The 22,121-nt window shown below is 39.1% G+C and carries 18 protein-coding genes; 5 read left to right on the top strand and 13 right to left on the bottom strand.

Translation table 11 applies throughout. The features are described from left to right. Positions 1-47: 47 nt before the first annotated feature. Both CLV57_RS09365 and CLV57_RS09360 read left to right on the top strand, forming a co-directional pair. Positions 48-1,286, top strand: coding sequence for a nucleoside recognition domain-containing protein (locus tag CLV57_RS09365; protein WP_100341037.1), 1,239 nt, complete (start codon positions 48-50; stop codon positions 1,284-1,286). A gap of 83 nt (positions 1,287-1,369) precedes the next feature. Continuing rightward, a complete protein-coding gene (locus tag CLV57_RS09360) occupies positions 1,370-1,768 on the top strand; it encodes a hypothetical protein (RefSeq protein ID WP_100341036.1) in 399 nt (132 codons plus the stop codon). 195 nt (positions 1,769-1,963) lie between these two features. On the opposite strand, the gene CLV57_RS09355 is transcribed toward CLV57_RS09360, so the two are convergent. The 6 genes from CLV57_RS09355 to CLV57_RS09330 all read right to left on the bottom strand — a co-directional run bounded on the left by CLV57_RS09355 (position 1,964) and on the right by CLV57_RS09330 (position 9,878). Beyond that, complete coding sequence (locus CLV57_RS09355) at positions 1,964-2,578, bottom strand: TetR/AcrR family transcriptional regulator (protein WP_100341035.1); 615 nt, start codon at positions 2,576-2,578, stop codon at positions 1,964-1,966. 100 nt (positions 2,579-2,678) lie between these two features. Continuing rightward, positions 2,679-3,164 carry a DUF4126 family protein gene (locus CLV57_RS09350; protein ID WP_100341034.1) on the bottom strand — a complete coding sequence of 162 codons (486 nt, stop codon included), beginning with the start codon at positions 3,162-3,164 and terminating at the stop codon, positions 2,679-2,681. 103 nt (positions 3,165-3,267) lie between these two features. Next, positions 3,268-6,684: an efflux RND transporter permease subunit gene (locus CLV57_RS09345; protein WP_100341033.1), complete on the bottom strand. Its 3,417-nt coding sequence runs from the start codon at positions 6,682-6,684 to the stop codon at positions 3,268-3,270. A 24-nt stretch (positions 6,685-6,708) separates the two neighbouring features. Continuing rightward, a complete protein-coding gene (locus CLV57_RS09340) occupies positions 6,709-7,809 on the bottom strand; it encodes an efflux RND transporter periplasmic adaptor subunit (protein ID WP_100341032.1) in 1,101 nt (366 codons plus the stop codon). Positions 7,810-7,835: 26 nt separating this feature from the next. Continuing rightward, a complete protein-coding gene (locus CLV57_RS09335) occupies positions 7,836-9,191 on the bottom strand; it encodes a TolC family protein (protein ID WP_100341031.1) in 1,356 nt (451 codons plus the stop codon). A 75-nt stretch (positions 9,192-9,266) separates the two neighbouring features. Then, positions 9,267-9,878, bottom strand: coding sequence for a TetR/AcrR family transcriptional regulator (locus CLV57_RS09330; RefSeq protein ID WP_100341030.1), 612 nt, complete (start codon positions 9,876-9,878; stop codon positions 9,267-9,269). A gap of 145 nt (positions 9,879-10,023) precedes the next feature. On the opposite strand from CLV57_RS09330, the gene purB reads away from it, so the two are divergent. Then, the gene (purB, locus tag CLV57_RS09325; protein WP_100341029.1) at positions 10,024-11,367 is read left to right on the top strand and encodes an adenylosuccinate lyase; all 1,344 of its coding nucleotides are present in this window, start codon (positions 10,024-10,026) and stop codon (positions 11,365-11,367) included. Positions 11,368-11,536: 169 nt separating this feature from the next. Next, positions 11,537-12,085, top strand: coding sequence for a NifU family protein (locus CLV57_RS09320; protein WP_100341028.1), 549 nt, complete (start codon positions 11,537-11,539; stop codon positions 12,083-12,085). A gap of 81 nt (positions 12,086-12,166) precedes the next feature. Here CLV57_RS09320 and CLV57_RS09315 read toward each other — a convergent pair whose 3' ends face one another. The 4 genes from CLV57_RS09315 to mtaB are packed head-to-tail and all read right to left on the bottom strand — an operon-like array spanning position 12,167 to position 15,920. Further along, positions 12,167-12,961 carry an inositol monophosphatase family protein gene (locus CLV57_RS09315; RefSeq protein ID WP_100341027.1) on the bottom strand — a complete coding sequence of 265 codons (795 nt, stop codon included), beginning with the start codon at positions 12,959-12,961 and terminating at the stop codon, positions 12,167-12,169. Next, a complete protein-coding gene (locus CLV57_RS09310; protein ID WP_100341026.1) occupies positions 12,930-13,412 on the bottom strand; it encodes a GtrA family protein in 483 nt (160 codons plus the stop codon). Before CLV57_RS09310 ends, CLV57_RS09315 begins: the two co-directional genes overlap by 32 nt. Next, entirely contained in the window at positions 13,405-14,571 is a 1,167-nt protein-coding gene (locus CLV57_RS09305) for a prolipoprotein diacylglyceryl transferase (protein ID WP_100341025.1), read from the bottom strand. The genes CLV57_RS09310 and CLV57_RS09305 overlap by 8 nt, the downstream gene beginning before the upstream one ends. Positions 14,572-14,600: 29 nt before the next feature. Further along, positions 14,601-15,920, bottom strand: coding sequence for a tRNA (N(6)-L-threonylcarbamoyladenosine(37)-C(2))-methylthiotransferase MtaB (gene mtaB, locus CLV57_RS09300; RefSeq protein ID WP_100341024.1), 1,320 nt, complete (start codon positions 15,918-15,920; stop codon positions 14,601-14,603). A 254-nt stretch (positions 15,921-16,174) separates the two neighbouring features. Between mtaB and CLV57_RS09295 the strand changes: the two genes are divergently transcribed. Further along, positions 16,175-18,379: an ATP-binding protein gene (locus CLV57_RS09295; RefSeq protein ID WP_169927071.1), complete on the top strand. Its 2,205-nt coding sequence runs from the start codon at positions 16,175-16,177 to the stop codon at positions 18,377-18,379. A 6-nt stretch (positions 18,380-18,385) separates the two neighbouring features. On the opposite strand, the gene CLV57_RS09290 is transcribed toward CLV57_RS09295, so the two are convergent. The 3 genes from CLV57_RS09290 to ppk1 all read right to left on the bottom strand — a co-directional run bounded on the left by CLV57_RS09290 (position 18,386) and on the right by ppk1 (position 22,051). Beyond that, positions 18,386-18,949: a UbiX family flavin prenyltransferase gene (locus tag CLV57_RS09290; RefSeq protein WP_100341022.1), complete on the bottom strand. Its 564-nt coding sequence runs from the start codon at positions 18,947-18,949 to the stop codon at positions 18,386-18,388. 166 nt (positions 18,950-19,115) lie between these two features. Next, positions 19,116-20,000, bottom strand: a complete 885-nt coding sequence (locus CLV57_RS09285) for a Ppx/GppA phosphatase family protein (RefSeq protein WP_100341021.1) — start codon at positions 19,998-20,000, stop codon at positions 19,116-19,118. Next, complete coding sequence (gene ppk1 / locus CLV57_RS09280) at positions 19,997-22,051, bottom strand: polyphosphate kinase 1 (RefSeq protein WP_100341020.1); 2,055 nt, start codon at positions 22,049-22,051, stop codon at positions 19,997-19,999. The genes CLV57_RS09285 and ppk1 overlap by 4 nt, the downstream gene beginning before the upstream one ends. Positions 22,052-22,121 lie beyond the last annotated feature (70 nt).

Raw genomic sequence — 22,121 nt, 5'->3', positions numbered from 1 at the left:
TATAAGAAGTGAAAATCATTACTTACTTTCACTTCTTATAATTTGATATGGCATTAAACTACATCTGGGTATCGTTTTTTATTATAGCTTTTATTATCGCTTTAGTAAAGTTGTTTTTTTTAGGCGATACGGATGCTTTCAGCTTGCTGGTTGACGGAATGTTTAATTCGTCGAAATCATCCGTGATGGATATTGCCCTTCCACTTGTAGGCAATATGGCGCTTTGGCTGGGCATAATGAACATCGGCGAAAAAGCTGGTGCTATCAATCTGATGTCTCGAATTGTTGGGCCTTTCTTATCCAGGCTTTTTCCTGAAGTCCCGAAAGAGCATCCGGCAACAGGGCAAATGATGATGAACTTTTCTGCTAACATGCTGGGTTTAGATAACGCAGCCACCCCGTTAGGTTTAAGGGCTATGGACAGCCTACAAACTTTAAATCCCAACAAAGAAACAGCATCTAATGCTCAAATAATGTTTTTGGTATTACATACCTCGGGCTTGCAATTATTACCGGTTACAATTATAGCGCAACGTTTCATTTTAAATGCCAAAGACCCTGCGGATGTATTTTTGCCATGTGTTATTGCAACTTATGTAGCTACGGTTGTTGGTATGATAGCGGTAGCCATAAAGCAAAAAATAAACCTGTTTGATAGGGTAATTATGGCCTGGCTTGGCGGCTTAACCGGATTTATTTTTTTACTGGTTTGGTATTTCAACACCTTTTTAACTAAAGACGAAATTAGCCTTGTATCTAAAATTATAAGCAATACTTTACTTTATGCAATACCTGTAATATTTATATTAGGAGGATTAAGAAAAAAAATAAATGTATTTGAAGCTTTTATAGACGGCGCTAAAAACGCTTTCGACGTTTCGGTAAAGATCATTCCCTACCTTGTTGCTATGTTAGTCGCAATAAGCGTTTTCAGAGCCAGCGGAGCATTAGATTATTTAAACGATGGTTTGAGGTGGATGGTTGCGGGCTTAGGATTAGATACACGTTTTGTTGATGCTATGCCTGTTGCTTACATGAAACCCCTAAGTGGATCAGGGTCTAAGGCTATGATGATAGATACTATGAAAACTTTTGGCCCTGATAGTTTTGCCGGACGTTTGGGAAGTATTTTTAACGGATCGGCGGATACAACCTTTTATATAGTGGCATTATATTTCGGGTCAGTTGGGATAAAAAACTCACGATATGCCATACCGGCGGGGCTAATTGCTGACCTGGCTGGTGTGATAGCCGCAATTTTTGTTGCTTACCTCTTTTTTGCGTAATAAGTTTAACGCAAATATCTTTTGCTTGATTAGGTATTTTTAGAATTATTTTTAATTTTAACGAATATTATTTACCCTAATTAATGCCTGAGAATAAATTCCTGAACGAAAAAGCCGATAAAAAGAAAAGGGCTGGTAAGGCTGTTTGGCTTTTACTTTTCTTTTCGGCAATTGCCATAGCAATGGTAGTAAAAATTGCAGTAACAGGTTCTTTAAAACCCGATTTTCACAAAGGTCTCCCCTCCCGGGAAGAAGCTTATGAAATTGCAAAAGAGTTTGTAAGACCAACACTAAAGTCACCAAGCGTAAACTTTTCTGATGAAGGGTTTCAAGCCGGCAAGACATCCGATTCGGTTTATGTTATTAAATCAAGTTTGGAGACAGAGGGCACTACCATGGATTTTAAGATAACGCTGCAATACAAAGGCGGAGAGCCAAACAAACAAAAAAACTGGTCGGTTATTGACTTGAGCAACTATTAAAGAAAAAAAGCAGGCCGATCAATAAATTGATCAACCTGCTAATCACTCTAAAACAATCACCTCTTAACTTTAGAAGTATCTTTATATAAGCTAACAATGGTTAGCATTTATATTACAGTACAAATATAGCCATCATCTATGTGTTTAAACACACTTGAGGCTTTTTTTACTGAAACCTGACAGTGTAAATATTTGCTAATTAAGCCCTTTAATAAATATTTCAGCTAACAATAATCGCTTACTTCTTATCTCTTCCAGGTGCTCTTTTTTGGGAAAGGTATTTTTCTTATATGATGCTGATCTTACCCTTACACCATGCAACGCATCCAATAAAAGGTCAATAACAGCTTCAGGATTTTCAACAGGCTTTATTCTACCCTTTTCTACTTCAGCCCTTATAGCTGATGTGAGCAGGTCCGTTTCCGCGTTGTGTATCTCTCCTATTATATCCCAAATGGTCTCGGGTAAATTTTGTTCATTCACCCTGAAGTAGTCAAAGAAGTTATAGTTATCAACTATAAAATTATGTTGAATATTTATTTGATAAACAAAAGCGCTTTTCAGATCATCAAATCCGTGGATTTGGCTCGCAAGCTTGTCTAAATAGTCAGTTGCCAGCTTGCGCATAACGGCTATATATAGCTGGCTTTTGTCGGGAAAGTAATAATATAACAGTGCTTTTGAAAAAGAAAGATCACCCGCAATTTCATTCATGGTTGTTTTAGCGTAACCATAATGCAAAAATCGTTGATAAGCTGCTTCTAATATCTTTTCCCGCTTTATATCCTGCTGATCAATTGCTGAACTCATTCAATACCTTTTACTTAAACTGACTTTTTAAACAAAAGTATCAAATATTCTGTGGCATATAACAAAATGCGCGTTATAACTCATAAATATTACACACAAATTATGCAGACTGAGCCAACTTAATGCCTGCGCTTACAACAAAAGCATCTTCAACTATACCTGATATAAAATTTCCGGCACCTGTGCGAGAAAGAGCTTTTCGTAAATAAAAACTACTAAAAGTAGAGAGTCCGGCTGCTACACAACCTAAAACGGCTCCTGTTAAGGCCTTTTTACCCGCGGCTTCAAAGATGCCTGCACCAGCCAGCGCGCCCGACAAGCAGCGAACAGCAACCGACACTGGTTTTGTACGTTTGGGTGTAAAAGGCAATTTATCAACTAAAAACTCTCCTAAAGCCATAATCTTCAAAACGTCGGCAATAGCTATAGAAGAGAAAGATCCGACAGGGTGCTGTCTGAATCTCCTTCCCCTGTGTTCGCTCAATATGTGTCCGGCTATCGCCGGCGCAGCTGCCGAACGCATGCCTGCCAATATACCTATACCGAATACCTGTTTTAACGGTTTAATTGTACTGTGTTTTGCCATGGTTAATGCTTTGGCGAGTAGTTGCAATAATCATTCCTAAAACAAAAGAACCATCTTCTGATATGGAAGATGGTTCTTTTTAATTGCTATTACTTATGTCAGCCTAAACTGCTAACTCTGCTTTGGTAACTTCTTTCTTTTTACCGAACAGTCTTTGTTTAAGCCTGTAGTGAAGTATATACAAACATGGTACAAGTATTAATGTGATGAGGGTGGCAAAACCCAAACCAAATATCATTGTCCATGATAACGGCCCCCAGAATGCAACGTTATCACCACCAAAGTGAATGTGCGGTTGAAAATGAGTAAACAAACCGGCAAAATCAATATTAAAACCGACAGCCAACGGTATTAAACCCAATATAGCAGCGGTTGCGGTAAGTATTACAGGGGTCATACGTGTACGGCCGGCTTCTACTACAGCATCATGTAGGTTTTGTCCCTGTGACATTAACAGATCTGTAAACTCAACAAGTAATATACCATTACGCACAACCACACCGGCCAGCGCCACTATACCAACACCGGTCATCAATACAGAGATGGTCATACCAAAAATACTTACGCCTAACAACACCCCAATAATACTGAACAAAATCTCGCTGATGATGATGAACGTTTTACCTACGGAGTTGAACTGCATCATCAAAATTATCAGGATGAGCATAAATGATACACCCAAAGCTGACAGTAAGAATACTGCTGCTTCTGTTTGATCTTCCTGACCGCCGCCCATGCGTAACGTAACACCGGCAGGAGTCTTGAAGTTCTTCATAGCAGTAGCTATCTGCGCATTTACATCATTTGCATTGTAACCACCTGTTTTTAAAACGTTTGATCCGAGCGTAATTACACGAATTTGCTGTTTGTGTTTAATATTGCTGAATGTATTGGCATAACGTACATCACTAAATGCAGATATAGGTACTTGCCTAACAGCGCCACCTGTCGCCATGTCGCGATACGTAATTTTAAGGTTACGTATTGCGTCCAGATCATAGCGTTGCTCTTCGCGGGCACGAACGTTTATTTCATAATCGTCCTCAGTAGTGTTTCTAAAATCCGCTGCTTTCCAGCCATAAAGCGTTGTAGCTAATGCCTGACTTATTTGAGCACTACTTATACCCTCGCGATTTGCACGTTCGCGGTTAATATCAAATACTATCTGTGGTTTATCATCCTGTACATCTGCAGAAAGCTCTTCAATACCGCCGATGTTTTGTTTTTCAATATATTTTTTAAGATTGTTGGCAGTTCTTACCAAAGTATCAAGGTTGTCGCCGGCAATTTCAATACTGATATCCTTCTGCGTTGGCGGGCCACCGCTCTCCTGGTCAACAGTTATTTTTGCACCCGGTACAATACCCACTACCGCTTTCCGGATATTCTGCATTATTATCTTGGTATCTTTGCCTTTACGCTCACCAAACTTCACAAACGCCACAGCAATTTTACCCTTGTTTGGATAGTTGCCCTGATCCTCATCCTGAGGGTCGGTAACACTCACCGTTACGTTGGATATGATTGATGACACCACGTCTTTATCAGGTTCAACAGCGGCGGCTACCTTTTTCTCCAAAATTTTGGTAACCTCGTTGGTATAAGCCTGATCAGTACCCTTTGGCAATGTAATGTATACAAACGCAAAGTTAGGATCGGCTTGAGGGAAGAACTCCACCTTAGGGCTACGTACTACAGTAAAGAATATACTGAATATAAATAAGCCTATGGTACCAACCAGCACCCATCCGGGTACTTTAACCGCTTTTTCAAGCAAATTGGCGTATCCGGTTTGAATTTTGGGCCATGCTTTGTTTTGGAAAGCATCAATCCATTTTACAAACACAAAATGGTTAAGCAGATACAAAACAGCCGCAAATACTACAAAGTTACCCATGCCAAAATTCACCAGGTATGCGATTACAGCCACTATACCAAAGCCTATCATTGCACGTTTAACCGACTTGTCGAATTTAGGGTGATCGTGCTCACCTTTAACGTGAGGCTTCATAAAATCAACTGCGAAAACCGGGTTAATGATATAAGCTACCACCAGCGACGCTAATAACGTAATGATCAACGTTATTGGTAGGAAGAACATGAACTTACCTATCAAGCTATTCCAGAATGCCAACGGCACAAATGGTGCAAGGGTGGTCATGGTACCTGATAACACAGGTAAGAACACCTCTCCGGCTGCCATCTTAGCTGCTTTTTGAATAGGCACTTTACCATTATCAAAAATACGGTGGGTGTTTTCTATTACCACAATAGCATCATCCACCACTATACCCAAAGCCAGCAGGAACGAGAACAGAACGATCATGTTCAGCGTAAAGCCAATGGCAGGCATCACTAAAAATGCTATAAAGCATGATAATGGTACAGAAAGCGCCACAAACAAAGCGTTAGTAGTCCCCATAAAGAACATCAGAATGATGGTTACCAATACGAAACCAATAATAATGGTATTAACCAAGTCATCAACAGTTGTACGGGTTTTATCACTCTGGTCACCTGTAACGGTTACATCTAATCCTTTAGGAAACTCATTAGCTTTTTTCTCTTTGATCAATTCAAATATCTTATCGGATGCACCGATAAGGTTTTCCCCGGTACGTTTACTTACGTTAAGTGTAATTACGTTTTTAAACTCTGTATCCTTATTTGTTTTTAAACGGGCGTAGCTCTCCTGTTCGTGAAAAGCGTCTTTCACCTCTGCAATATCGCGCAGGTAAACCGCTTTACCAGTAGGATTACGTATCACCATCGCGGCAACTTCATCAGCAGTTTTAAAATCCTGACGAATGTCTAAACTACGGCGCATACCGTCAACCTTCAAACCACCGGCAGATGTAATGATATTTTCATACCCTATTGCGTTGGTAATATCAGTATAGCTTATTTGGGCTGCTCCCATTTTATTCAGGTCAACATTGATCTGAATTTCCGGTTTAAGTGCACCAACCATATCTACCTTTGAAATTTCTTTCATGCTTTCAATGGCATCCTTCAGGTTATCGGCATACTCTTTCAATTTCTTCAGGTCGTAGTTGCCTGATATATTAACATAAAGAATAGGCAGGTCGGCTACGTTAATATCAGAGACGGTTGGTTCCTTCAGGTTGTTATCATTTTGAGGCAGATCGGGCTTTGCCTTATCAACCGCTTCTTTAACATCATCCTTAGCATCTTCAATTTTAACGTTACCGTTAAATTCGGCTGTAATAATTGAAATGTTATCACGCGAATCTGAAGTTACCTTTTTTAAACCTTTTAGAGATTTCAGTCGTTTCTCTATCTGGCGTGTAACCAATATTTCAATATTCTGCGGAGATTGTCCGATGTATTGCGTCTGCACATACACTTTTGATTGAGCTATATCCGGGAAGTTCTCTTTCGGCAGATTGTTATAGCTTACCAAACCTAAGATGGTAAGCAGCACAACCAGCGCATATATAGCCGTCTTATTGTCTATAGACCAACTTGATGGCTTAAATTCTTTTTCAATATCTTTCATAAAGGGATTTCTTTAAAATGCCACTTATTTAATTCCTTGTAATACACGCACTTTATCACCCTCTTCAATATCTGCAGCACCATCAACTATTACCTGGTCGCCAGCTTTTAGGCCCGATTTGATCTCAGCCATACCGCCTGAAATAGAACCCTCGGTTACAACCGCGCGTTTAGCTACTCCGTTCTCGTTCAGAAAAACATAATCGCCTGTTTCTGACTGCTGGATGGCTTTAAGCGGTATTGCGATTGCTTTATTGTTAGTGTAGTCGGCTATTTTCAATACTGCAGTCATGTTAGGACGTAACGAAGCACGGGTGGGCAACTTCACTTCAACCGGGAAGCTACGTGAAACCGGATCTATCGCTTTAGCAGCAAAGTTGATAGTTGTTGTAACTGAATCTTTAGCATCAGGTACAACAACCTTAACACTGTTTCCTGTACGAACGCTTGCCGCGTATGATTCAGGAACGTTTGCTTTAACTTTTAAGCTGTTATCATTCACTATGTTGATACCTGTGATACCAGGGCCGGCAACCTGACCTAACTTTAGATCCATAGTTTCTACCGAACCATTAATTGGCGACTTAATACTGTAAAGTGCAGCCTGTTGCTTAAGCGCGTCTAACTGTTTTTGTGTGGTTTGCAGGTTTGTTTTAGCTTGCAAGAACTGCACCTCGGTACCGATTTTTTGATCCCACAGGTTTTTCTGACGCTGATAAAGTGTGTTCGTTAATTCAACCTGTGCCTCAGCTTGCGCCAATTGTTGTTTTAGCACGCTGTTGTCTAACTGAACCAACGTTTGGCCTTTGCTAACACGCTGTCCGGCTTTTACATAAATAGCAGTAATTGTGCCCTGAGCCTGCGGATAAGCGGTAACGTTCTCTTCAGCGTCAATTTTGCCTTGTACTTCTACATAATTGCTGAATTTACCTGCCTCAACTTTAAATACAGATACATCAGAAGTTTTCACAGAATCTGTTGAACCTACTTCGGCTTGTAATTTCGCAACCTTCTCGTTTAATTCAGCCTGTTGCTTTTTTAGTTCAGCAAGCTCGGTTTTTTTGTCTTTTTGCTGTGAGCAGGCAGCCAAAAGCAATAATGCGGGTATGTATAATGTTTTTTTCATTGTATGTTGTGTAAGTGTGATTTAGTTTAATTAATACGTGCGTAAGCTTTATCGGCATCAACCTTGCTGATCAGAGCTGTGTACAAAGCTTGAATATATTGGTTGTCGGCATTTTCCAATTCTGTTTGCGCCTGAGTCACCTCAACACTTGAGCCAACACCTTGCTCATACTTTATCTTTGCAACCCTCAGCACTTCCTGCGCCAATTCGCGGCTACGTTTTTGATTGTTAAGCGACTGCAAGCTATTAAGGTAAGTAACATTGGCAGCATTAGCCATTAATTTAAATCCGTTTGCAGCATTACTCAAATCGTTTTTTGCTTTGAGCACACTAATTTGTGTTTGACGCAACCGGTTTAAACGTTGGCCTCCACTAAAGATCGGGATATTTAAGCTTAGGCCTATATAACTATTGTAGTAAACGTTATCATACAGAAACTTGGTTTGATTTTCCTGAAACACACCGGCAATACCTGCGTTAAAAGCAAACGTAGGTAAAAACTCAGCTTTACGGCTTTTTACATCCAACTCATTTAACGTAATGTTGGTTTGCAATAACTTATACTCTATACGATTACGATAAAATGTTGTGTCAACTGTGTTAGGCCCTACCTGTGCAGCAATGTTGATACTTTCAAGTTTGTCTGTCAACAATAGCTCATCTTCTACAGGCATTCCCATTTGAAACTTGAGCATCTGATTATACAGAACCAACGCCCTAACCACATTTTCTCTATTGGTAACCAAATTGTTGTACTGCACATCTAAACGATCAACATCAATTTTTTCAACAAAACCTTGCTTGTTGCGTTGGGCAGTCTGCTCAAATTGTTGTTTAAGTTGGGCTATGTTTGCATCGAGTAATTTGATCTGCTCGCCACTTACCAAAACCTGATAGTATGCTTTAGTTACGTTAACATTAGTTTCGATTTTTGAACGGATTAAACTACGTTCTGACAGTTCCTTAAAAGTTTTAACAGCCTGCAAACCCACTATGAAGGTGCCGCTGAACAACAATTGAGTTGCTTGCAAAGAGTAAGTGTTATTATATTTAATTGGTCCGAAAGGAAAAGTTACTAACCTTGCTTTAGGATCAATAGGTTGCCCGCTAAGGAAGTTAGGCCCTACAGATACGGGAGGTTTGATAAAGTCCTGAAATGTAGCTGAACCATTAATCTGTGGCAATCCGATCCCAATAGTTTCTTTAACTTTATACTCTGCGCTTTGTACATCTAACTGCGCGTTTTTCACAGAATCCTGATGCTGATAAGCATAGTTAATGCAGTCCGCCAGCGAAAAACTGTGCGTTTGCGGTGCCTGCTGCGCATAGCCAGTATAACCCAGACCGAGCGCTAAAGACATTATAATAAGTAAATGTTTCATGTATATATGTTGTGTGTGATTATGTTTTAGTTTCAAAATAACTTGTGATAGGTGACAGCCCTATGTCAGCAGCCATTATTCTTCTTCGATATTTTTGTATTTATTTAAAAGTTTATATCCTTTTAGTGTACAAATACCATAATTGAAATGCTCTAAAAACTGGCTTTGCACCTTCCATGGATTAAACTCGGCCATGGGGAAAATTTGCGTATTGAAACCTGTCTCTACCTGGCTTACCCGCATGCGAGCTATTATCTTTACATCAATATCCGGGCGTATATATCCTTGTTTAACACCTTTGCTTAATAATTCTTCCAATGTGTGGATGATCACATCTGCTTTAAAATTCTGAAATACGTCCCACGCCCCGGGATGATACTTTTGCATATCATGTATAACTATTGGATTGATGCGCGAAAACACTTCTTCTGAGCATTTCATCATGTTGATCATTTCTTCTATAACATTGGTTGACTTTGCAATAATATCTTTGATCATGAACTCATCTTCTTCCAGCTTTTTCCTCACCAATGCTATTACCAGTTCGTTTTTGTCTTTAAAAAACTGGTAGATGGTTTTTTTTGACATACCAACCTGCCTGGCAATGTCATCCATGGTAACGCTTTTAATTCCTGCTTTTAAAAACAGTTCCTCTCCGCCCTGTAAAATTCTATCTATTTGAACCATTTGTTTGATTGGTCAAAACTATGGAAACATTTTTAGACTCCAAAGTTTCCTGATAAAATATTTATCCACTTATGTCAGCCGCTCGTCAAAAAGGAATTTTGGGTGGGTTAAAAAATGTTACCTTTGCACCAAAATTTAAAAATCAATGAATCTTACTGCACTTTCAGCTATATCACCTATTGACGGACGCTATCGTAATACCACAGCTAAACTGGCTGAATATTTTTCGGAGTTTGCCTTAATTAAGTATCGTGTATATGTTGAAATTGAGTACTTTATAGCTTTATCCCAGCATCCGCTACCCCAGCTTCAAGGTTTAGATAAAAACACACCCGAAAAGTTACGCGGTGTTTATCTGGACTTTAATGAGGCTGATGCGCAAAGCATTAAGGATATTGAGAAGGTAACTAATCATGATGTTAAAGCGGTAGAATATTTTATCAAGCAAAAATTTGATGAACTGGGTTTACAAGCACATAAAGAGTTTATTCACTTCGGGCTTACGTCTCAGGATATCAATAACACGGCTGTCCCGTTTTCATTTAAGCTTGCTTTGGAAGAGGTTTACTATCCAGCGTTGGATGAGTTGCTGACTATATTAAAAAGTTACGCAGCCGACTGGGCCAATATACCAATGCTGGCACACACCCATGGTCAGCCGGCCTCTCCTACCCGTTTAGGCAAAGAGATACAGGTATTTGTTGAGCGTCTTGAAAAACAATTATCGCTATTGAAGCAGGTGCCGCATGCCGCTAAATTTGGTGGAGCTACCGGCAACTTTAATGCCCACAATGTGGCTTACCCCGTAATTAACTGGATAGACTTTGGAAACAACTTTGTTAACCAAACACTTGGCCTAAGCCGTTCGCAGTACACTACACAAATTGAGCACTATGATAATTTTGCCGCCCAGTTAGATGCCTTAAAACGCATCAATAACATCATAATGGATCTAGATAGGGATATGTGGACCTACATATCAATGAACTACTTCAAGCAAAAAATAAAAGCCGGAGAAGTTGGTTCATCTGCCATGCCGCACAAGGTTAACCCGATTGATTTTGAAAATTCTGAAGGCAACCTGGGTATCGCCAACGCTTTGTTTGAGCACCTGGCGGCTAAGTTACCGGTATCACGCTTACAACGCGACTTAACGGATTCAACCGTATTGCGTAATATTGGTGTACCTGTAGCGCATTCGTTAATAGCAATCAAATCAACCATAAAAGGTTTGAATAAATTATTGCTTAACCTAGACGCTCTAAATAATCATTTAGAAGCTAATTGGGCGGTTGTTGCAGAGGCTATTCAAACTATACTGCGCCGTGAAGCGTACCCTAATCCATACGAAGCACTCAAAGAGTTAACCCGTACTAATACTCAGGTCAACGCGCAAACCATTGCTGAATTTGTAGATACCCTACAAGTTACTGACGAGGTTAAAGCGGAGATAAAAGCTATTACACCGTCTAATTATACTGGTGTTTAAGATTGGGCAATAAAGATTAAAGATTGGTTGCCTTGCATTGCCTGCTAATCTTTAATCTTCAATAACTAATCTTATAAAAGCCCGTCATTTATCAGTCATATCAAAACTGTGGGGTACAATTAACCAAAAACCTGTTTAACTTTGTTTATTCAATTTAAATAAGATTAAGATGACCATCAACGTATATACCGAAAGCACGCCCAACCCGGCAACCATGAAGTTTATAGTTAACAAACTACTTATAAACGGAAGTGTTGACTACGCAACTAAAGAAAGTGCAGAAAAATCGCCGTTTGCCAAGGAGTTGTACAAATTTTCGTTTGTAAATGGTGTTTTCTTCGCCAGCAACTTTGTTACTGTTACTAAAACTGATGATGCTGACTGGAACGATATTGAGCCGATATTAAAAGAATTTGTAAAAGGCGCGGTTGAATCTGAATACAAAGTTCAGTTAGAGGAGCAGGAAGATGTGGCTTTTGAGGGCACTGATACCGAAATTAAAATACAACAGATATTAAATGACTACGTGCGCCCGGCTGTTGAGCAGGATGGCGGAGCAATTACTTACCGCTCGTTTGACGAGGGTGTAGTAACTGTTGAGTTACGCGGATCATGCAGCGGCTGCCCATCATCAACTGTTACACTTAAAGCAGGTATTGAAAACTTGCTTAAACGCATGGTGCCTGAAGTTACCGAAGTAGTATCGGAGGCGCTGTAATAGTTGATTACAGATTAGTTAATTAGAGATTGGTTTTACATTACATTAATCAATGCTAATTAACTAATCTCTAATCACAATTCAACTAATTTTGAAGTACTCCTCTATCACTCCCAACATTTCTTCTGTTAGCTTGCCGTTAGTAGCCAGCAACTCCCTCGAGTTTAATATTTCATTGCCACCACTGTAATTAACCACATGCCCACCAGCCTGGCGCACTATTACTATACCGGCAGCAACATCCCATGGGTTTAAATTATATTCGTAATAAGCGTCAAAACGCCCGCAGGCTGTGTAAGCCAGATCAACCGCAGCCGAACCTAACCTGCGTAAGCCGTGACAGCTTTTCATCAAGTGCGTAAATAAAGCAATATATTGCGGCTGCTTGCTAAAATCATAATAAGGAAAACCGGTAGCCAGTAAGCTATCAGAAATTTTTGAAGCCGCGCTTACTTTAATTTCCTTTCCGTTCAGATACGCCGCCGAGTCTTTCCAGGCGTAGAAGCATTCATCCAAATTCACTTCATACACCACTCCCATAACCAGTTCCTCATGTTCTTTCAACGCGATGCTTACGGAAAAAACCGGCAGGCCGTGAATGAAATTAGTGGTACCATCTAACGGATCTATTATCCAGTTATAACGCTCGCTAACGATAGTGTTGGTTTGTTCTTCGGTAATGAAGCCTGCCTCGGGCAGTATGGTTTGTAAGCCTTTCACAATAATTTGTTCGGCGGTTTTATCAACGTACGATACAAGGTCATTTAAGCCTTTATATTCTATTTTATCAGCGCCAAACGTTTCGCGCTCTTTTCTAATGAAAGCCCCAGCTTCCTTTGCAACCTCAATTACTTGTTGAGTTATCTTCTCCAGCATGATGACGTAATGATAAACTAAATGAAAAAATTTTATGTACAAAAAAGCTTGTGAAGAATAAGCTTAAAGCGGCTGTTATACGCGCCACAGGCGGATACATATCAAGCGTTTGAACGAAAAAGTCAAGCAAAGCCAAATTGGCAAAAAAGCCAACGACAGCCACAGCACTAAAACGAATAAATTGCTTTAAAGGTGTTGATGCTGACTTGTTAAAAACAAAATAGCGCGTGATCAAAAAATTAACAATCACTCCCATAAAGAATGATACACCTAAAGACAGCTTGTAATTATTAAGCGCGTATCCAAATACAGAGTAAAACGGACGCTCAAAAAAGTTATGGTATAACAGGTAAAAAGCACAAATATCCACTACAAACCCTGCCCCTGCAGATAGTATAAATCTAACAACCTGATTTTTAAAAAATTTATTTGCCGTTACTGCACTACCCATGCTTTAACTTAGGGTTTGTTTGTTGGTTTTTTGATGTAACAATTAATGCCGTACCGCCTATAACCAATATAATAGAGATCAACTCGGCTTGCGTAAATGGAATACCAAATAGATTATACTTCGTATTCACGCGTATTAATTCAACAAGGAAACGCTCAACGCCGGCCATTATCATGTAAATGCCGAACATCATGCCCGGTAGTTTGATTTTGTGACGTATGCTCCATAAAACGGCGAATAATATTAAACAAATTACACACTCATAAAATGGCGTAGGATAAACTGGCGGAATCAATTCAAAACAATATTTACCCTCGCAACCCGGAATGCGTACGCCTTCTGAGCTTACATTATGTGGGTAACCGAATGACCACACCCAATCTGGCGCCCAACTTAACCATGAAGGTTTTGGTGCAGTATTAACAATTCCCCAATCGCCATCGCCGGCCATTTGGCAGCCTATGCGGCCAGCGCCATACGCAAGCATCATACCCGGACCGCCAATATCTAACATGTTACGCCAGTGTATCCCGTGTTTATTAGCGATATAAAGAACCGCGCCCCCCCCGCAAATCAATCCGCCATAAAAAGTTAAACCGCTAAAGCCAATTAACATCTCTACAGGATTAGCCATAAAGGCATCCCAATTTTCTAAGGCGTTAAATAGCTTTGCACCGGCAAAACCGAAAACAGCAGCCCACAATAATAGTGTGCCCATTAATTCATGCGGTTGTACCTTAACTCTTTTTGTTATTGGTTTAGATAAAACCTGCTTTTTATTTTCGGCATAAGCCCAGTAAATAAATGCTGCTGCTGCGATAATACCACCTGCCCAGTTACCACGGCCTGATATTAAAAATGCCTGCGTATCATCAACAAAAGCCTGGTAGTTGAATATCATATCAACCACCTTAAAGCCAAAGATGAAACCAAATATACCGTTACCTACAAATTCGGCTGTGGAAATTGGCTTACCAACGGTTATCTGTTTTTCAAAAGGATGTATTACGCCTAATTTTTCTTTACGTTTAAATTCTGCCAGGAAAGCCTGGTAAGCAACTAAAAAAGCAAGGGCTACAAAAAAACCAAATGTTTGTATGGGTAAAGCAATACTCCAACCAAAGAGGTATTCAATAAGCGAACTTAGGCTTGGGAACATAGATATTTATTTGAAGCGAATATATGCTTTTAATGTACTAAAACTTCTTCGCTTTCGGTTATTTCCACATCACCATCGGGTGAAACTTGCGTTAACTGTATGGTTTTTAACTCATTAATCAAAACCGGATCATACTTGGTTTTTACTTTAACATAGTTTCGGGTAAAGCCGTGCATAAAGCCATCCTTTATATCGCCTTCAAATAAAACCTCGGCAGTTTTACCTAACTGTGTATCATAAAATGCGCGGCGTTTCTTGTCCGATAATATATGGAGCATTTTGCTTCTTTCAGCTCGCATTGAGCCGGGCACTACGCCGCTCATTTCGGCAGCAAGTGTATTTTCACGCTCAGAGTAGGTGAACACATGCAGATATGAAACATTCAATTCGTTAAGGAAATTGTAGGTATCTATAAAATCTTCTCTCGTTTCGCCGGGAAAGCCTACAATAACATCAACGCCGATGCAGCAATCAGGCATTATTTGTTTGATCTTCTCCACCCTGTCAACATAGAGTTCGCGCTTATAACGGCGACGCATCAAACCCAATATTTTATTGGAGCCTGACTGTAGAGGAATATGAAAATGAGGTACAAACTTTTTGGAGGTGGCAACAAACTCAATTATCTCGTCGGTTAAAAGATTAGGCTCTATAGATGATATGCGTATACGGTCAATACCTTCAACATCGTCTAAAGCTTGCACCATATCAAAGAATTTATTTTCGCGCCGGCCATTTATTATGCCAAAATCGCCCAGGTTTACACCTGTTAAAACAATCTCACGCACACCCGATTGGGCTATTTTTTTAGCTTGTTTCAATACACTTTCAATGGTATCACTCCTACTGGCTCCGCGTGCTAATGGTATTGTACAGAAAGTACACGAATAATCACAACCATCCTGTACCTTCAAAAAAGTACGGGTACGATCTCCGATGGAAAACGCGGACACAAATTCATTAGCCTCAGAAACGGGCTGATTTAAAACAAGGGCTTTTTCTTTCTTGGTAAGATCTGTTATGTGATCAACTATCTGGAATTTTTCAGCGGCACCTAAAACCATGTCAACTCCCGGTATTTCTGCAATCTCTTTAGGTTTTAATTGAGCATAACAACCAACAATGGTAATGTAGGCGTTAGGTGATATTTTGAGTGCCTCCTTAACTACCTTTTTGCATTTTTTATCGGCATTATCAGTTACCGAGCAGGTGTTGATCACGTATACATCCGGCGTTGCTGTAAAGTCAACCGTTTCAAAACCGGCCTGATTAAACAGACGGCCAATTGTTGACGTTTCCGAATAATTGAGTTTACAACCCAGTGTATAAAAAGCAACTTTCTTGTTCATTTCCAATCTGCAAAGATAGTATTTTTTGACCCAGCTAAAAATTTAGAGTTATATGTTGTATGGCATCGTAATTGTTTTGACAGAAGCGTGGTAATATTCATTTCATTCATTTTTACAACTAAAAAGAATTGCTTTATACAGAACTTACCTTTCATTGGATCCGTTCTTTATTCTGACTATCACTAATCCTCTGCGTTTGAAAAACATATCACTCTTTGCTTATGATACCCCGCATTAAACTAAAAATTCCTGTGATGAGATATGCCCTTGTCGCATTGTTATTTGTAGTTCTTTTTGTTAGTACCGAATATCTTTTATTGCACTACCAGCGAGCCGACGTTCTAAAACACAATATTGACAAATTAATTTCCGCACGAGAAAACTCTGCCCTGATAGATAGTTGTGTTATCAAACTTAACAGCGCCGACAATTACGCACGCCTATATACTGTAACCGGCAACAAAAAATATCTCAACCAATCATCTGCAGCTATTAATGATGTTTTAAGTATCAGCGAAAAATTAAAATTGCGTGCAGCAAATGACGGAAAAAGTAAAATTGCTATTGAAAACTTAAGTAAGCTGATAAAACAAAAACAAGTTAAAAGTAATGAATATATAAAGCTAAAGCTGCTAAATGACAGTTTGATCAATAAATCTAAATTGCTGGCCAACTCATTAAATAAGGTTCAAAAACAAATAGAAAAACCGGTAGTAAAAGTTGAACACGTTACAAAATTTGATACTGTACGGGTAGCTCAGCCAGAACAGGCAATCCCAACTCCTATAGCACAGCCTAAAAAGAAGTTTTTTGGCAGACTTATTTCTTCTCTCAATCCCAAAAACAGATCGAAGACAAATGAAAAAGTTGACGTTGCAACAGCACCTGCCGACAAAGAGGTGATTGTTAAGAAGGACACCGTTGTATACAAGCAGTTGGTTAACAAAGCAGCAATAGTTGATCATAAAAATAAATACAAAGCATATTCCAAAAAACTAAATACAGTTAATAACAAACTGCGTAATAATGAAGAAGATTTACTTTTACTGAACAACAGTTTAACCTCACAGATAATAGTTGGCTTAAAAACCTATAGTTCAGCAGAATCCTCATACGCAGAAAACAGCAAAAACTATCTGCAAAAAAACGTTGCCGGCATATTCTGGGAGTTTAAGAAGGTATCGGTAGTAAACTTTTTGTTTGTGATATTTTTACTGGGCTTGGTGTTTTTTAATATCTGGAAAATATTCAGAAATGAACAGCAGATCATTGAGTACAGTGAAAAGGCAGAAGAGTATGCTCAAGCTAAAAGTAGCTTTTTGGCAGGTATGAGTCATGAAATCAGAACTCCCCTAAACTCTGTTATTGGCTTTTCGGAACAATTAACCAAGAGCGACCTAAACAAATCTCAAAAAGAGCAGGTAATAGCCATACGAAATTCATCAGAAATGTTATTGGATCTGGTAAACGAGATACTTGATTTCTCAAAGTATGAAACCGGAAAAATGAGCTTTGACAATCAGCCTTTTTTGCCGGCTAAGGCTATTGAAGAGGTGTTTACCACAATGCACATACATGCAAAAAAGAAGGGTATTGGTTTTGAAAACAATAACATGATTGGCGACAATTTTTGCTGCGACGGTGATAAAACACGTTTAAAGCAGGTAGTTATGAACCTGGTTGGTAACGCTATCAAATTTACGGTTAAAGGCAAAGTTTCCGTTAATTCATATGTTGACCGCTCGAATGTTGCTTACCCCCTACTAAAAGTTAGCGTAACAGATACAGGCTTAGGTATTGCTAAAGAAGATCTACCAGCTATTTTTGAAGAATTTTCGCAGGTTAAAAACGCACAAAAGGCTACCCGCCATAAAGGCACCGGACTTGGTTTGGCTATTTGCAAAAAGATAGTTGAATTACAAGGTGGGCGTATTAACGTAACAAGCGAACCGGGCGTAGGATCAACTTTTAGTTTTGAAGTACCCCTAACCATATCTGAGGAAAATGAATGTGTGAAAGAAATACCATTGAGTAACGTGTATATGGCAGATATAGTAAGGGGTAAACACGTGCTTATTGCTGATGATAACAGGTTTAACATTATGTTGTCAACAACCATTTTGGATAAGTGGAAAATAACGCATGATGTAGCGTATAATGGATTAGAGGCCGCAAAGTTGATTGAAAAGCGCGATTATGATATGATACTTACAGATATAGAAATGCCAGAGATGGATGGTATGGAATTAATGGAACATGTTCGTTCACATAGTGATGCGGCAAAATCAAATACCTTGCTAATAGCATTAACTGCCAATGTACTAAAAGAAGATAGGGATAAATATATAAAAGCCGGTGCTAATGACGTTATTGTAAAGCCTTTTTTAGAGCATGACCTGATAGAAAAGATGGCGCTTAATTTTCAAAATAATATAAGCATACTTAAATTCATTGCGTAAATAAGCTTATTGCCCCCACCGGAAGCTTTGATTCTTTAATCCGGCCAGATCTATTATCCTGTCAACAACGGTAGCTGCAACCTCTTGAATTGTTTGCGGTTTGCTATAGTAAGAAGGCATTGCCGGACATATGATACCTCCTGCTTCTGTTATAGTAACCATATTTCTAAGGTGAATGAGATTTAACGGCGTGTCTCTTGCAACCAGGATCAGCTTCCGTCTTTCTTTTAACACAACGTCAGCAGCGCGGGCAATCAGATCATCAGAAGTGCCTGCGGCTATACGGCCAAGCGTGCCCATAGAACAAGGCACAATAATCATTGTATCAAATCTTGCCGACCCTGAAGCAAAAGGTGCAGTAAAATCTGTTTTAGCGTAAAATTTATAGGGTATATTTTTATAATTGTCATTATCAAGTTCAAAGCGCCAAACATCTTTGGCATTATCACTCATAACAATTCCAACTTCTTCAATCTGTTCATTAAGTTGCACCAATTTCTTTAAAAGTAAATCAGCATAAACAGATCCGCTTGCGCCGGTTATAGCAACAACAATCTTTTTTTTCTCCATATGTTAAGTAGAATACACGGGCAAAGATGAGGAAAGTTAAGGGCATAAAAAAGGGTCGAATACTAGTACCCGACCCTACATCTACCTATGAAAAACATGCCCTTTGGAAGGGCATTACAAATATAATAAGAGTTTTATTTTTTTAAACAATAATTTTAAATAATTTTTACCGTTGTGTTAAATTTTTATCTATAAGTGTTTGTATTATACCATCAACCATTCCTACACTTGGCACATAAATGTGTTTAATGCCCCCCCATTTCATAACAGCAAGATATATCTCACTTGCCGGAATAATAACGTCTGCCCTGTCTTGATTTAAGCCCAAAACATTTATACGGTCTTTAAGTGAAAAAGACTCCAGATAGTTGTACAATGACTTTAATTTAGCAAATGTAAGTGGCTGTTTATCTTTTTCTTCCGATAGTCTATATAACTTATTAATATTTCCGCCTGTACCTATGCCTGATATGGCTTTATAATGTTTTGTATTGTCTCGCAAGAACTCCCGCATATCGTTCCAGGTATCTTCGCTATCCTGGTTATCCAAAATCCTGATAGTACCGATGTTGAATGATTTAGAGGCAACTAACTCGCCTGCGGCAAAAAGAGATAATTCGGTGCTGCCGCCACCCACATCTATATAAAGGTAATTTTTGGTACGATCTATCTCCTGCTCGGCATGGCTGGCGTATATTATCTTAGCTTCAACCTCTCCGTGAACAATCTCAAGGTCAATACCGGCTTCCTCTTTTATACGTTGAGTAACTTCTGCACCATTCTTTGCTTCGCGCATAGCAGACGTAGCGCAGGCGCGATAGTCAACCACCTTGTATACGTCCATTAGGTTGCGGAAAGCTTGCATGGTTTTCACCAGATCATCAGCCTTCCTTTCAGAAAGTTGCTTGTTTAAAAAAGCATCGTCGCCTAAACGTAACGGAACTCGTATAAGCGTATTTTTTTTAAAAGATATTGCTCCGTTATTATCAATAATATCGGCAATAAGCATTCTTACTGCGTTTGATCCTGTATCAATAGCTGCGTATCTCAATTGCTTGAATTTTTAAATTTTAGGTAATTATAAATGTCTATTTGAGCGCGGCAAGGTATATCCGACTTAGTTTTGTGGTATTTGTTGGTATTGTGGCTGTTAATTTCCCGCGCTTTAGTATTGTCGGCCAATTGAATATCAATAATGTCCCGTATTTCCTTTTTAACGGCTTTATCATAAATAGGAAAGCCAACCTCTACCCTGCTGTCAATGTTACGGCTCATAAAATCTGCCGAAGTGAGGTAGATCAGCTCATTACCCCCATTACCGAAAATATGTACACGGGCATGTTCAAGGTACTTGTCTACAATGCTTACAATTTCGATATTCTCACTATACCCTTTTACGCCGGGAACCAAACAACACATGCCTCTAATGATCATCTTTATTTTAACCCCCGCATTGCTGGCCTGATAAAGCTTGGTTATCAATTGCTCATCGGCCAGGCTATTCATTTTCAGAATCATGTAAGCCTGTTTCTTAGCTTTGGCATTTTTTATCTCGTTGTCAATCAACTTATAAATGGCAGGCCTTGAGTCAATAGGCGATACAATCAGGTGTTTTAATCCTTTAGGTAATGCGCCTTTATTAATGGCCTTAAAAACCTCCACTAAATCAGCTGTTATTTTCTTATTAGCTGTAAGCAGCGTATGGTCTGCGTAAATACGTGCTGTTTTTTCGTTGTAATTACCTGTTGAAAGGCAGGCATAATGCGCGGTCTTATCTTTCTCAGCTCGACTTACCAAGCATATTTTTGAGTGTACCTTGTAGCCTTCAATGCCATAAATAACATTCACACCTTCTTCTTCCAACTTACGGCTCCAGGTTATGTTGTTCTGCTCATCGAAACGGGCGCGAAGTTCTACCAAACAGTTAACTTTTTTGCCGTTTTTAGCCGCATTGATCAAGGCATGCATAATGCGCGAATTTTCTGCTAAACGATACACAGCTATGCTGATCTCCTTAACTTTCGGGTCGATAGCTGCCTCGCGCAAAAAATGTATTACGTAGTCGTAAGTTTGATAAGGAGTACTAATGAGGTAATCTCGTTTAGAAACAAGCGCAATTAAACTCCTGTCAAAAGTAATGCTATCAACGGGAAGCGCCGGATACTTCACATATTCTAACTCAGGTCTGCCAACGTTAGGGAAATCAATAAAATCTTTAAAGTTATGATAACGGTTACCCGGAATTAAACTTTCACCATGTACGCCCATTTTGCTAACCAAAAATTTAAGCATCTCTAAGGGCATTTCCTGATCATACAACAAACGCATGGGCTTCCCTTTTTTACGTTTATCAAGACTTTTAGATAACGCATCTATAAACTTCTCACTCACTACTTTATCCAAGTCAAGTTCAGCATCTCGGGTTAACTGGATAGAATAAGCTTCAATTGAATCGTGCTCAAAGATAAAGAAGATATCTTCCAAACTGTACCTTATTACATCATCTAACAAAATGATGAATTTAAGGTTATTAGTGTCAGGCAACACAATAAACCTTGATACAGAATCGGGTATTTCAATCAACGCATAATTAACTTTTTTGTCTTTGGTAAGCTTAACAAAAAAGTAAACGGCACGGTCACGCAGCTCAGGTAATGGCTTATTACTATCCAACATTATTGGCACTAATGTAGCCAGTAATTTCTCCCTGAAGTAGTTTTTAACGAAGGCTCCCCTGCCAACATTCAGTTGCTTGTCGTTGAGCAGGAATATCTTTTCCTCGGCCAGCTGCTTAACAATTATATTTTCGTAAAGATTGTTAAACTTCCGCTCTTGCTTAACAACGATGTTCTTGATCTGGCTGAGCAGCTTTTTAGGATTATATCCTAATATCTCTTTGGCTTTAAGGTTTAAATTAGTTAACCTGCTTAAAGTAGCTACGCGAACGCGATAAAATTCGTCAAGATTGGATGAAAAAATAGCTAAAAATTTAATACGTTCAATAAGCGGTACGGTTGGGTCCGCAGCCTCTTGCAATACACGTTCATTAAAATACAACCAACTTATTTCCCTGTTAATTAAAGGTATATGCTTAACATCCATAAAGTACCGTATGCCGCGCAGGCATTAATTGCAAAGCTGCTTATTTATTTGTTAACTTAATATTAAGAGA

Origin of the sequence: Mucilaginibacter auburnensis (assembly GCF_002797815.1) — a bacterium.
Lineage (GTDB): Bacteria > Bacteroidota > Bacteroidia > Sphingobacteriales > Sphingobacteriaceae > Mucilaginibacter > Mucilaginibacter auburnensis.
Note: the sequence above shows the minus strand (reverse complement) of the source record. Positions and strands in the feature narration are given on the sequence as shown.